Annotated in this window: 13 protein-coding genes and 3 tRNA genes; 7 read left to right on the top strand and 9 right to left on the bottom strand. The window is 44.5% G+C overall.

Annotated elements, in window-relative coordinates; translation table 11 throughout:
* The 4 genes from QQL60_RS15240 to QQL60_RS15225 form a co-directional block, all read right to left on the bottom strand.
* Nucleotides 1-132, bottom strand: a 132-nt coding sequence (locus QQL60_RS15240) for a GTP-binding protein (RefSeq protein ID WP_284723781.1), incomplete at its 3' end; no start/stop codon positions are given.
* Between the two features lie 77 nt (nucleotides 133-209).
* Nucleotides 210-285 (bottom strand) — tRNA-Thr (locus QQL60_RS15235).
* Between the two features lie 21 nt (nucleotides 286-306).
* A tRNA-Gly gene (locus QQL60_RS15230) sits at nucleotides 307-380 on the bottom strand.
* Nucleotides 381-404: 24 nt separating this feature from the next.
* Nucleotides 405-489, bottom strand: a tRNA-Tyr gene (locus QQL60_RS15225).
* A gap of 191 nt (nucleotides 490-680) precedes the next feature.
* Between QQL60_RS15225 and hslV the strand changes: the two genes are divergently transcribed.
* Genes hslV through djlA form a run of 7 tightly spaced genes read left to right on the top strand, consistent with a single transcriptional unit; the run spans nucleotide 681 to nucleotide 6830 of the window.
* Nucleotides 681-1223, top strand: coding sequence for an ATP-dependent protease subunit HslV (hslV, locus tag QQL60_RS15220; RefSeq protein WP_007144658.1), 543 nt, complete (start codon nucleotides 681-683; stop codon nucleotides 1221-1223).
* Between the two features lie 8 nt (nucleotides 1224-1231).
* Nucleotides 1232-2551 carry an ATP-dependent protease ATPase subunit HslU gene (gene hslU / locus QQL60_RS15215; protein WP_007144657.1) on the top strand — a complete coding sequence of 440 codons (1320 nt, stop codon included), beginning with the start codon at nucleotides 1232-1234 and terminating at the stop codon, nucleotides 2549-2551.
* Nucleotides 2552-2561: 10 nt separating this feature from the next.
* Complete coding sequence (locus QQL60_RS15210; protein ID WP_192807080.1) at nucleotides 2562-2921, top strand: gamma-butyrobetaine hydroxylase family protein; 360 nt, start codon at nucleotides 2562-2564, stop codon at nucleotides 2919-2921.
* Nucleotides 2922-2932: 11 nt separating this feature from the next.
* Nucleotides 2933-3679, top strand: coding sequence for a bifunctional demethylmenaquinone methyltransferase/2-methoxy-6-polyprenyl-1,4-benzoquinol methylase UbiE (ubiE, locus tag QQL60_RS15205; RefSeq protein WP_007144655.1), 747 nt, complete (start codon nucleotides 2933-2935; stop codon nucleotides 3677-3679).
* Nucleotides 3680-3683: 4 nt separating this feature from the next.
* A complete protein-coding gene (locus QQL60_RS15200) occupies nucleotides 3684-4274 on the top strand; it encodes a ubiquinone biosynthesis accessory factor UbiJ (RefSeq protein ID WP_007144654.1) in 591 nt (196 codons plus the stop codon).
* Between the two features lie 46 nt (nucleotides 4275-4320).
* Nucleotides 4321-5991 (top strand): ubiquinone biosynthesis regulatory protein kinase UbiB, encoded by a 1671-nt coding sequence (gene ubiB / locus QQL60_RS15195; protein WP_007144653.1) that lies wholly within the window; start codon nucleotides 4321-4323, stop codon nucleotides 5989-5991.
* 5 nt (nucleotides 5992-5996) lie between these two features.
* On the top strand, nucleotides 5997-6830 hold the full coding sequence (gene djlA, locus QQL60_RS15190) for a co-chaperone DjlA (RefSeq protein WP_007144652.1): 834 nt from the start codon (nucleotides 5997-5999) through the stop codon (nucleotides 6828-6830).
* A 130-nt stretch (nucleotides 6831-6960) separates the two neighbouring features.
* On the opposite strand, the gene QQL60_RS15185 is transcribed toward djlA, so the two are convergent.
* The 5 genes from QQL60_RS15185 to QQL60_RS15165 form a co-directional block, all read right to left on the bottom strand.
* Nucleotides 6961-8631, bottom strand: coding sequence for a formate--tetrahydrofolate ligase (locus QQL60_RS15185; protein ID WP_284723775.1), 1671 nt, complete (start codon nucleotides 8629-8631; stop codon nucleotides 6961-6963).
* Between the two features lie 69 nt (nucleotides 8632-8700).
* Nucleotides 8701-9309: a UbiX family flavin prenyltransferase gene (locus QQL60_RS15180; protein WP_284723774.1), complete on the bottom strand. Its 609-nt coding sequence runs from the start codon at nucleotides 9307-9309 to the stop codon at nucleotides 8701-8703.
* Nucleotides 9310-9311: 2 nt separating this feature from the next.
* Nucleotides 9312-10655, bottom strand: a complete 1344-nt coding sequence (mpl, locus tag QQL60_RS15175) for a UDP-N-acetylmuramate:L-alanyl-gamma-D-glutamyl-meso-diaminopimelate ligase (protein WP_284723773.1) — start codon at nucleotides 10653-10655, stop codon at nucleotides 9312-9314.
* The gene (locus QQL60_RS15170; RefSeq protein ID WP_284723772.1) at nucleotides 10655-11191 is read right to left on the bottom strand and encodes a hypothetical protein; all 537 of its coding nucleotides are present in this window, start codon (nucleotides 11189-11191) and stop codon (nucleotides 10655-10657) included. The genes mpl and QQL60_RS15170 overlap by 1 nt, the downstream gene beginning before the upstream one ends.
* A gap of 96 nt (nucleotides 11192-11287) precedes the next feature.
* Complete coding sequence (locus tag QQL60_RS15165; RefSeq protein ID WP_284723771.1) at nucleotides 11288-12244, bottom strand: glutaminyl-peptide cyclotransferase; 957 nt, start codon at nucleotides 12242-12244, stop codon at nucleotides 11288-11290.
* Nucleotides 12245-12251 lie beyond the last annotated feature (7 nt).

Below are 12251 nucleotides of genomic sequence, written 5' to 3'. Positions count from 1 at the left end.
GAATTCACCACCACTTAATTCACCCAACACTTTGGTGATCGCCGCTGTCAGCGTAGTTTTACCATGGTCAACGTGACCTATGGTGCCCACGTTGACGTGGGGTTTAGAACGTTCAAATTTTGCTTTAGACATGAGTAGTATCCCCGGCACTAAATTTTATTGAGCCAAAAAATCAAAACAGGCAGGAACCCCCTGCCTAAGACAAATTGTGGAGCCCGCAATCAGAATCGAACTGATGACCTCATCCTTACCATGGATGCGCTCTACCGACTGAGCTATGCGGGCCTAAATTCTTCCAATCAAAAATGGAGCGGGTGATGGGAATCGAACCCACGTGATCAGCTTGGAAGGCTGGAGTTCTACCATTGAACTACACCCGCAATTCAGTCATCTTGTTTATTTAATGGTGGAGGGGGAAGGATTCGAACCTTCGAAGGTAGAACCGTCAGATTTACAGTCTGATCCCTTTGGCCGCTCGGGAACCCCTCCACTAAAGACGTGGCATTTTCCGTAAAACTCACACTAATGTCAACACTTAAATCAGTAATTCTCGATTAGCTGAGGTCTGAGTGATTAGCTTGGCTAAATCTGTAGTGTGATTAACTGAAGTATGAAAGCCGTAATAGTATATTATTAGCCGATATAAATCTGTATTAATTTTTACAAAACAGGAGACATTTATGGAGCAGTACCGCGGTACGACCATCCTTTCGTATCGCCGTGACGGTCAGGTCGTCATTGGTGGTGATGGGCAAGTCAGTCTTGGCAACACAATAATGAAAGGTAATGCGCGCAAAGTCCGACGGTTATATCACGGTAAAGTCATTGCTGGTTTCGCCGGTGGCACAGCGGATGCTTTCACACTATTTGAACGGTTTGAAGCAAAATTAGAAAAGCATCAGGGCAATCTGACGCGCAGTGCGCTTGAACTTGCCAAAGATTGGCGCACAGACAGAATGATGCGTCGACTTGAAGCCTTACTTGCTGTTGCAGATAGAGAAGCTTCCCTAATTATTTCTGGTAATGGTGACGTCATTGAACCAGAGCATGGCCTTATTGCTATTGGCTCTGGTGGCCCTTTTGCTCAGGCCGCAGCAACCGCTTTGTTACAAAATACGGCTCTCAGCGCCAGAGAAATTGTGGAAAAAGGCTTGAATATTGCCGCTGACATCTGCATCTATACCAATCACAACCTTACAATCGAAACTCTGGACTCAAACTGATATCTATCATGCAATCATTAACTCCGAAACAAATTGTTAACGAACTCGATAAACGCATCATTGGACAACAGGCAGCTAAAAAAGCCGTCGCCATTGCACTCCGTAACCGCTGGCGTCGTAAGCAGCTCGATGCTGCACTTCAACATGAAGTGACTCCTAAAAATATTCTTATGATTGGTCCCACTGGCGTCGGTAAAACAGAGATCGCCCGAAGACTCGCCGCTTTAGCTAATGCGCCATTCATTAAGGTAGAAGCCACCAAATTTACTGAAGTGGGTTATGTAGGCCGTGATGTCGAATCAATCATTCGTGATCTTGCTGAAACAGCCATGAAAATGCTGCGTGAAGAGGCGATATCATCGGTAAAGAACAAAGCAGAAGATGCCGCTGAAGAACGTATTCTGAATGCCCTGCTTCGCCCTGCCCGCGATGTTGAAACAGAAGATGAATCCACCACTCGGCAACGTTTCCGCAAAATGCTGCGTGAGGGAAAACTTGACGATCGTGAGATAGAACTGGAACTGAATGCCCCTAACGTCGGCGTTGAAATCATGTCGCCTCCAGGCATGGAAGAAATGACCAGCCAGTTACAAGAAATGTTTCAGAGTATGGGCTCACAACGTAAAAGTATGCGCAAAATTACTGTCGCTCATGCCATGCGACTGCTGTCTGAAGAAGAAGCACTGAAACTTATCAATGAAGAAGAATTGAAAGCCAAAGTGTTAGACAGTGTTGAACAAAATGGCATCGTTTTTCTGGATGAAATCGATAAGATTACCGGTCGAGGTGAAAGCAGTAACAATGCAGATGTATCTCGTGCTGGTGTGCAACGTGACCTTTTACCTCTGGTAGAGGGAAGCACTGTTTCGACCAAATATGGCATGATCAAAACCGACCATATTCTGTTTATCGCATCAGGTGCATTCCACTTAAGCAAACCCTCCGACTTAATACCTGAACTGCAAGGTCGCTTACCTATTCGCGTTGAACTGGATGCGCTTTCCTCTGCCGATTTTGTTCGCATTTTGACTGAGCCTGACGCTTCTCTGACGGAGCAATATATTGCGCTTCTGGCAACAGAAGGGGTTGAGTTGAGCTTCACCGACGACGGTATTGAGCGCATTGCTGAGCTGGCATGGGAAGTCAATGAAAAGACAGAAAACATTGGTGCCCGCCGTTTACATACCATGCTAGAAAAGTTGTTAGAACAGATTTCATATGAAGCTGGCAGCGAAGAAAATCTCTCTGTCACCGTCGATAAAGACTATGTCAATGAGCAACTTTCCGTGGTTGCTGAAGACGAAGATTTATCACGTTATATCCTATAAGGCATTCTTGATGGCAGAAATACCACTACCAACAGAGATTACGTTACACAAACAATCCAAGTGTCTATCTCTGAGCTATGGTGATAAGCAGTATCGTTTGTCAGCAGAATATCTCCGTGTCCACTCACCTTCAGCAGAGGTTCGTGGGCATGGTCCCGGACAGGAAGTTTTGCAGACACATAAAGAAAACGTCGGTCTCGATAAAATAGAGCCTGTTGGTCATTATGCACTCAAATTGTTTTTTGATGACGGACATGACAGTGGTCTTTTCACATGGGACTATTTGTACGAACTTGCCATCCATCAGGATTCTTTATGGCAAGACTACCTTAACCGACTTCAGAAAGCCGGTTATCAGCGCCAACAGTAATAGGTCAAGTTATGGAAGCCAAAGACACCACCCATTTCGGTTATAAAGAAGTACCCACGGCCGAAAAAGCCAAACATGTCGCCGAGGTTTTTCACTCGGTTGCAGGTAAATATGATCTGATGAACGACTTAATGTCGCTCGGTATTCATCGCTTCTGGAAGCACTTTACCATCATGAACAGTGGTGTTCGTCGTGGGGCAACCGTATTGGATATTGCCGGCGGTACAGGCGATCTGACCCGACAGTTTTCAAAACTGGTAGGTGATACAGGCAAAGTTGTATTAGCTGATATCAATGCGTCTATGCTTAATGTTGGTCGTGACCGCCTGACGGATGACGGCATTGTTGGGAATATTGAATACGTTCAGGCCAATGCTGAAGCCCTGCCGTTTCCTGACAACAGTTTCAACTGTATTACCATTGCTTTTGGTTTACGTAATGTCACGGATAAAGATAAAGCACTGGCATCAATGTTTCGTGTACTCAAGCCAGGCGGCCAACTGATGGTCTTAGAGTTTTCCAAGCCAGCTGAGTGGATGGCACCGATTTATGATGCTTATTCATTTAAGATTCTGCCGCAGCTGGGCAAAATTTTTACTGGGGACGAAGACAGCTATCGCTATCTGGCTGAATCCATCCGTATGCATCCGGATCAGGAAACCTTAAAACAGATGATGACGGATGTCGGTTTTGAACGTTGTGAATATCACAATATGACCGCCGGTATCGTCTCACTTCATCGCGGTTATAAATTCTAGACTCATGGCCATTTTATTACGTCCAATCGAATTGGCTGTTAATCAGGCATTGAAACAGGACCCTGAAACGCGCGAACGGCTTAATACTTTTGAAAATCGTGTGATCGTGATTCATATTCAGGACTGGCAGCAATATTTACACGTCTCATTTCATCAGTCAGCAATCAAGCTGACTCATAATGATGAAGAAAATGCGGATTTATTAATCACCGCTAATGCGATAAGTCTGCTGAAGCTGGCCAAACACCCAGAGCACTTGTTCTCCAATGAGATACATATCCATGGGAATGTACAATTTGCCAAACAGTTGCAAGACGTTCTCGACGGGTTTGACTTTGACTGGGAACAGCAAATTGCCAATGTCACAGGGGACGTGATTGCTCAGCCGCTAAATTATGCCATCAAACAAGGTTTTTCATGGCTAAATGCGACCCAACGCTCCTTATCGATGTCACTTTCTGAATACCTGAGAGAAGAAGCTCACATCTTGCCAGACAAGATTCAAATCGACGATTTCATGAGTGATGTAGATAAGATCAAGGCAGATATTGATAGGCTTGAGGCACGTATAAACCGCCTGGAAACACATCATTGACGCACTTGAGCATTGACCTCAGCTATATCCATGTAAGGAGCCATTAATGAAGGCTAATCAGTTATCCAGACTGATTCAAATCAATCATGTCCTGGCAAAACATCGCCTGGACGAAGTGATAAAAGCGATTCATCTGTTACGTCCACTTCGATATTTCAGTTTTTTATCTCCTCATCGCTGGCGCAATAAACAATCGACACTTCCCAGAGGCGAAAGATTAAGACTGGCGCTACAAGACTTAGGCCCTATTTTTGTCAAATTTGGTCAGGTGCTTTCCACTCGCCGGGATCTGCTGCCACCGGATATTGCCAACTCACTGGCCAAATTACAGGATCAGGTTGCCCCCTTTCCTGCGGAACAAGCCAAACAACTCATCGATAAAGCGTATGAAGCAGAATCACTGAATGAATTATTCGCTCATATTGAACCAGAGCCTCTTGCCTCAGCCTCTATTGCACAAGTCCATGCCGCGACCTTGAAAAATGGTGAACAAGTTGTAATAAAGCTGGTACGTCCCGGCATAGAACCTATTATTAAACGTGATATTGCCTTGTTATATACTCTGGCATCCTTCGCCGAACGATATTGGTCTGAAGGCAAACGCCTACGTCCGAGAGAAATCGTTGCTGAGCTGGAAAAGAACCTGTTTGATGAACTCGACATGCTGCGTGAAGCATCCTCGGCATCACAACTACAGCGTAATTTTGAAGGCACCACTTTACTCTACGTGCCGAAGATATATTGGAAACTGACAAAACCCAATATTCTGGTTCAAGAACGTATCTATGGCACCCCTATTAGCGATACTGAAGGTTTGATTGCCAAAGGGGTGGATATGGCTAAGCTCGCAGAAATGGGCGTTGAAATATTTTTCACCCAAGTCTTCAAACATAGTTTTTTCCATGCCGATATGCATCCCGGCAATATCATGGTGGATATTCATGATCCAAAAAAACCGAAATATGTGGCTGTCGATTTCGGCATTATGGGAACCTTGTCACCAGATGATCAGCGTTATCTCGCAGAAAACTTTCTTGCCTTTTTTAATCATGATTATCGTCGTGTGGCAGAGTTACATGTGCAATCTGGTTGGGTGCCAGCTGACACACGCTTGGATGAGTTTGAAGCCGCTATACGCAGTGTTTGTGAGCCTATTTTCGCAAGGCCACTAAAAGAAATTTCTTTCGGACAGTTGTTATTAAGACTGTTTCAAACAGCGCGTCGTTTCAATATGGAAGTCCAGCCACAACTGGTTTTACTACAAAAAACCCTACTCAATATTGAAGGCTTGGGCCGTGACCTCTATCCCGATCTGGATCTCTGGAAAACAGCCAAACCGATTTTAGAAACATGGATGAAAGAAAAAATGGGCTGGCAAGCCGCTTTAAGAACATTACAACAAGAAGCGCCACATTGGGCTGAAACCTTACCTGAAATGCCACGTCTATTATATGACTTGAGCAAACGTGCTCAGGAAGGTCAATTCAACGTAAATTTAGCATCAGCCGATATTCAGCAATTACGTAAAGAAATCAAGCAAGCCAGCTACCGTAGTGCCGCTGTTACAGCCGGCGCTGCTTTCCTGGTTGGTGCCGCAGTGATTACCGGGCTTGATGGTTATGCGACGACGATGTTTGCCGGCCTCCCAATTCTCAGCTGGGTGTTTGGTTTATGGGGGCTTGGCCTCATTTATTTTAGTATTTCAAAGAAAAGTTAATCGTTATGTTTAAGTGGATAGGCCTGATTTTAGGCTTCTTATTATTAAGCACCATGAGTGTTGGTTTACTGATTCTGGGTATTTTTGGTGCCCTGATAGGGCTTATATTTGGTGGTTTTGCTGATCGTGTACGGGCTTATGGACTTGGTGGCGCGAATCCTTTTACCAACCAAACTCGTCAAGCCGTCTTCCTGGAAACAGTCTTTGTATTGATGGGGAAATTAGCAAAAGCTGATGGCCGTATCAGTCAAATTGAAATCGACCATGTTGAAGCCTTTATCAAAAAAATGGGCATGTCTGGTGAGCACAGACAAGAAGCTATTCGTCAGTTCAAACGTGGCGCTGAACCCGACTTTGATATCAACGAAACAGTGACGAAATTTAAACAGCACTGCGGCAACACCTTTAATCTAAAACAAGTCTTACTGGTCTATCTGACAGTGATGGCTTTGGCTGATGGTAAACTCGACCCACAAGAAAGACAGATTCTGGAACAGGTTTCATCACAACTGGGTTATAGCCGAGCAGAGTTTAATCGAATCCTCGATATGGTGTTAAGTCAGGCTAATTTTTCAAGCGGCTATCAACAACAATATTCATCTGGCCAGCATCGCTCGTCAGTGAATGATCTTGCGGAAGCCTATAAGGCACTGGGCGTAACAGAACAGAGTTCCAATCAGGAAATTAAACGCGCTTATCGCAAATTAATGAGCCAATACCATCCTGATAAATTAATGGGTCAAGGTGTACCTGAAGATATGATTGCTGTTGCAACTGAGCAAGCAAAAGAAATTCAGCTGGCTTATGATCTCATCAAGAAATCTCGTGGATTGAACTGATTTTCCCAAGCCAGCTTTAACCTTTAATCTACTATTATTTCTATAGTCACACGCCACAGCGGGAGCGTGTGACTTTAAATCAAGAAACTATTTATTGGGTTCTTCTCTCTTACCCCAACCTAGAACTAAATTAGAATAAGCCAACGATTGAACCGTTCTCATCAATATCAATCCGCTCTGCTGCAGGATGTTTTGGTAATCCAGGCATCGTCATCACATCACCACAAAGCACCACCAGAAAACCTGCACCGTTTGACAGACGAACATCACGAATGGTTAGCGTATGATTCTCAGCTGTGCCACGTAAGCTCGGGTCACTGCTAAAGGAATACGGTGTTTTTGCCATACAAACCGGAATATCCCCGTGCTGCTCATTCAGCATGGCGATCTTATCCATCACTTTTTTATCAGCTACGACCTGACCGGTACCATATAAACGTTTAGCGACTTCGTTGATTTTGTCCCAAAGAGGCAAGCTATCCGGGTATAACAACTGACAAGGCTTAGCATCAGCATCCAGCATTTCAACCACACGCTGTGCTAATGCTTCAGCACCAGCACCACCTTCGGCCCAATGGCGAGCAAGAATAGCCTCTGCCCCCATCTCTTTCACCGCGGTTTTAATCAATTCAATCTCAGCATCGCTATCATTGACAAAATGATTGATGGCGACAATACAACGCAAGCCGAACTCGTTTTGTAGATTGCTTAGGTGACGTTTTAAATTAGCCAATCCCGTATTCAGTGCATTAAGATTTTCAGCAGCCAGCTCTTTCAGTTCCAGACCACCGTGATATTTCAGGGCTTTTACTGTGGCGACAACCACAGCCATATCCGGTTTAATTCCCGCTTTACGGCACTTAATATTAATGAATTTTTCTGCACCTAAATCAGCACCAAACCCGGCTTCAGTGACAACATAATCACCCAGTTTTAGTGCCATCTTGGTTGAGATGACAGAATTACAGCCATGCGCGATATTGGCAAAAGGCCCGCCGTGTACAAAGGCCGGGTTATTTTCCAAAGTCTGAACCAGGTTCGGCTTAATCGCTTCTTTCAATAAAGCCGCCATCGCACCATGCGCCATAATGTCACGGGCATAACGAGGCGTCCCATCTACCGAATAAGCGATTAAAATTTCGCCAAGACGTTGCTTCAATTCCTGTAAAGAATTGGACAAACAAAAAATGGCCATCACTTCTGAGGCCACCACAATATCAAAACGCTCTTCACGTAAATAACCGTTAGCAGGGCCACCCATACCAACGACGATGTCCCGCAGCGCACGATCATTCATGTCCATCACTCGTTGCCAGACAATACGTCTAGCATCTAACTGCAGTGCATTGCCATGATGAATATGGTTATCAATCATTGCTGATAATAAATTATGCGCTGAGGCAATCGCATGTAGATCGCCGGTAAAGTGAAGATTAATATCTTCCATCGGCACGACCTGCGCATAACCGCCACCGGCGGCCCCACCTTTCATACCAAAACACGGTCCCATTGATGGTTCGCGCACGCAGACAATCGATTTTTTGCCAATTCGGTTAAGCGCATCACTCAAGCCAATGGTTGTAGTGGTTTTGCCCTCACCTGCCGGCGTCGGGCTAATGGCTGTCACTAAAATCAACTTGCCATCCGCTTTCGATGCCATATCATCCATTACTTCCAAAGAGACTTTGGCTTTGAAACGTCCATACGGGTCAATATGATGTGAGGCAAGACCAAGCTTTTCCTCAGCGAGACTAGTGACTTCCTGCATTGAAGCTTGTTGGGCAATTTCAATATCTGACATGGTTTTCCTGAGTGGCGTTAAATTTGAGCCCTATTATACGTGAGTTACGAGGGAATCCCGAATAGCACATCAGTCTCCCCAACGAGGCATCAGATTATGTTCTATTTTCGCCTGATCCAGTATCCGAGCGACAACAAAGTCGACCAATTCATTCAAGGATGTAGGATTAAAATAAAAGCCGGGATTGGGAGGTAAAATACACACGCCAAGCTTAGCAAGCTTCAGCATATTTTCCAGATGAATCACTGAAAATGGTGCTTCCCTCGGCACTACGATCAATTTGCGATCTTCTTTGAGCATGACGTCGGCAGCGCGGTTTATCAAATTATCACTCTGCCCGCAGGCGATAGCCGATAAGCTCCCCATGGTACATGGACACACAATCATGGTTGGCACGCGATGAGATCCGCTTGCCAATGGTGATGACCATTGCTGTTCACCATACACCAGTAATTGTTCAGGGTGGCAGTTAAGCTCTTGAACTAATTTCGTTTGAACATCACTCGCCCGCGCCGGTAATTTCCAATCAAGCTCATCAGCAAGCACGATTCTGCCTGCAGTGGAAATCATTAAATGCACAGTGAGACCTTGTTGTAACAGCACCTCCAGTAAACGCTTTGCATAAGGTGCACCTGAAGCGCCTGTAATGGCTAATGCGATCTGCTGCTGATCTAACATAATTAGGCAATCGCCTCTAAAATCCGCTGATGAATACCACCAAAACCACCATTACTCATCACTAAAATTTCATCACCAGACTGTGCTTCATTGCTAATTGTTTTAACAATAGCGTCGACAGAATCAAATACACTGACATGATCGCCCAGTGTTTCTGTGACTTGTTTTAGTGACCATTTCAAATCAGCATCCTGAAGCAATAACACTCTGTCTGCCTGAATTAAAGACTGAGCCAATGTCTCCTGATGCACGCCCATTTTCATGGTATTCGAGCGAGGCTCAAGCACAGCAATCAGCCGACGGTTTCCTACTTTGGCTCTTAATCCAGCAATAGTGGTGGCAATGGCTGTTGGGTGATGAGCAAAATCATCATACACTCGAATATTATTAATTTCGCCTTTCAGCTCCAGCCGTCGTTTAACACCGGCAAACACTGATAAAGCTTCACAGGCATGTTCAAGCGTGACACCCACATGATGAGCTGCCGCTATTGCCGCAAGGGCATTACTCACATTATGCTGACCGAGCATATCCCATACAACGCGGCCAGTGGCTTCACCATGGCGTACTTCAAACTCGCTACCATCATTCTTCAATAATGTCGCTTGCCAATCCCCATCAGCGCCCAGTGTTTGGCGTGGCGTCCAACAGCCCATATTGAAGACATGCTCAATTGCTTTCTCTTGTGGCGCAAGAATCAAACCTTGCTCAGGCACAGTCCGAACTAAATGATGAAACTGTTTTTGAATAGCGGCCAAATCATCAAAAATATCAGCATGGTCAAATTCAAGATTATTAATAATCAACGTTCTGGGCATGTAATGGACAAATTTAGAACGCTTATCAAAAAACGCCGTATCGTACTCATCTGCCTCAATTACAAAAAAGGGCGTTTTACCGAGTCTTGCTGTTTCCCCAAAATTATCAGGCACCCCGCCGATAAGGAAACCAGGCGCCATATCGGCATGCTCGAGAATCCAAGCTAATAAACTACTGGTGGTTGTTTTTCCATGTGTACCAGAAACAGCCAACACCCATTTCCCTTGCAGCACATGTTCATTCAGCCACTGTGGACCAGAAACATAGGGAAGACCTTTATTTAAAACATACTCTACAGCCGGATTACCTCGTGACATGGCATTGCCCATCACCACTAAGTCAGGGGCAGGCTCTAAATGTTCAGATTTGTATCCCTCCCTGACATCAATGCCTGCGGCAGCAAGCTGATCACTCATCGGTGGATACACATTGGCATCTGAACCACTCACTGTCATGCCAAGCTCTCTGGCTAAAATGGCAAGTCCACCCATAAACGTGCCACAAATCCCCAGTATATGAATATGCATTAAGCAACTCCTGAAATAGTGAGTCCAACCACAATCAACGAAGCAATGGTATAAACCGTCGTTATAACCGCTGCTAAACCGGGTCGGATATCAAGTGCATACCTGAAGATATGTGCAACAACAAATAAACTCCAGAAAATAACAATAAGTACCAGTAATAAGATAATACTGGTTAGCTGACTATGAGGCTCTACCTGTCGAAATAATACAAAGACTGGCCAGCTAATCATGCCAATTAATGCACCAGTCCCTGCCATAGCCGTTAAGGTTTGCTCGAAGCGAGAAGGCAATCCGCGGATAGATAATAAGCCTTTGGTAACGATAACCAGCATGGCAGTATCAGCCAGTGCCGCCACCAAGCTAATCGTCCAGTTGTGATCAATATGGCTAACCAGCACATCGACGATAAAATACGTGACAATGCTAAAGTTCAGTAATATTGAAGATGCCGGAATATCGGCTGGGCTTGCCTGAAATAAACAAATCTGGAAAAACCGCTGAATCACTTTAATCATCACGGCATAATAACGTGTCACTTAAACGGAACAAAGTATTTAATGATTTTTTTCGTAGAGAAATAAAAAAACCCGGCAAAATAGCCGGGTTTTTGTAGTCAACATACCAATAAAATATTAATCGTCAACAACGACACCCCATGGGAATTTGCCCACTTCGATCGTTTTAATTGTTTTATTTGTTGCTGTGTCTACTACAGAAACGGTGCTACTGACACCATCAGCTGTATATAAACGTGAGCCATCTCGCGTCATACCCAAGCCCCATACACGTTTACCAACAGGTACATTTGCTTTCATTTCCAGTGTTTTAGCATCTAAAACAGCGACGGAGTTACCACGTCCCGTTGTTACATAGATGGTTTTATCATCTGGACTAACAGCAATATCCATAGGCTTGGAGTTAGGTAAGTCGATAGAAGCCTGTTTGATAATTGACAATGATTTTGTATCAATAATCGTCACTTCATTACCTACTTCACTGGTTGAGTAAGCCAACGAGCCGTCACTGTTAAATGCCAGACCACGAGGACGGGCAGCAACTAAAATGTTTTTTACCACTTTATGTTTAGCCGTATCAATCACATGAACCATATTAGTGGATTCACTAGTAACAAGTGCCAAGCTACCATCAGGTGAAACGGCAACACCTTCGGGTTCCAAACCAACAGGAATGACTTCAATGATTTTGCCTGTTTTCGGATCAATAACACTGGCTTGAGCATCATCCTCGTTAGATATATAAATATTGCCATTCGGTGCTACATCAAATGTTTCAGGATCGTCTCCCGCTTCCAACTTTTTCACCACTTTCAGCGTATCTAAATCAACAACGGCTATCGCACCTTCTTCACTAATAGCAACGTAGAGTTGTTTTTGATCCGGTGATAAACCAATCCCTCTTGGCCGCTCCCCAATATTAATGGTGTTTATCACTTCATTGGTTTTTGTATCAATGACGCTGACCGTATTGTCTTTTTCATTAGTGACAAAAACACGGTGTGATGGCTCAGCCCAAACGGTTGTACTGGCCATAATCAATGTGGCTAATAATATATTTTTTAATTTCATCATGTTTCCT

The sequence above is a fragment of the Methylophaga thalassica genome, from assembly GCF_030159795.1.
Classification (GTDB): domain Bacteria; phylum Pseudomonadota; class Gammaproteobacteria; order Nitrosococcales; family Methylophagaceae; genus Methylophaga; species Methylophaga thalassica.
The sequence above is the reverse complement of the archived record's forward strand: the minus strand, read 5'-3'. Positions and strand labels throughout refer to the sequence as shown.

Bases quoted from the DNA above. Each gene is read 5' to 3' on its own strand.
- hslV (WP_007144658.1), top strand. From the start codon at position 681: ATGGAGCAGTACCGCGGTACGACCATCCTTTCGTATCGCCGTGACGGT.
- hslU (WP_007144657.1), top strand. From the start codon at position 1,232: ATGCAATCATTAACTCCGAAACAAATTGTTAACGAACTCGATAAACGC.
- QQL60_RS15210 (WP_192807080.1), top strand. From the start codon at position 2,562: ATGGCAGAAATACCACTACCAACAGAGATTACGTTACACAAACAATCC.
- ubiE (WP_007144655.1), top strand. From the start codon at position 2,933: ATGGAAGCCAAAGACACCACCCATTTCGGTTATAAAGAAGTACCCACG.
- QQL60_RS15200 (WP_007144654.1), top strand. From the start codon at position 3,684: ATGGCCATTTTATTACGTCCAATCGAATTGGCTGTTAATCAGGCATTG.
- ubiB (WP_007144653.1), top strand. From the start codon at position 4,321: ATGAAGGCTAATCAGTTATCCAGACTGATTCAAATCAATCATGTCCTG.
- djlA (WP_007144652.1), top strand. From the start codon at position 5,997: ATGTTTAAGTGGATAGGCCTGATTTTAGGCTTCTTATTATTAAGCACC.
- QQL60_RS15185 (WP_284723775.1), bottom strand. From the start codon at position 8,631: ATGTCAGATATTGAAATTGCCCAACAAGCTTCAATGCAGGAAGTCACT.
- QQL60_RS15180 (WP_284723774.1), bottom strand. From the start codon at position 9,309: ATGTTAGATCAGCAGCAGATCGCATTAGCCATTACAGGCGCTTCAGGT.
- mpl (WP_284723773.1), bottom strand. From the start codon at position 10,655: ATGCATATTCATATACTGGGGATTTGTGGCACGTTTATGGGTGGACTT.
- QQL60_RS15165 (WP_284723771.1), bottom strand. From the start codon at position 12,244: ATGATGAAATTAAAAAATATATTATTAGCCACATTGATTATGGCCAGT.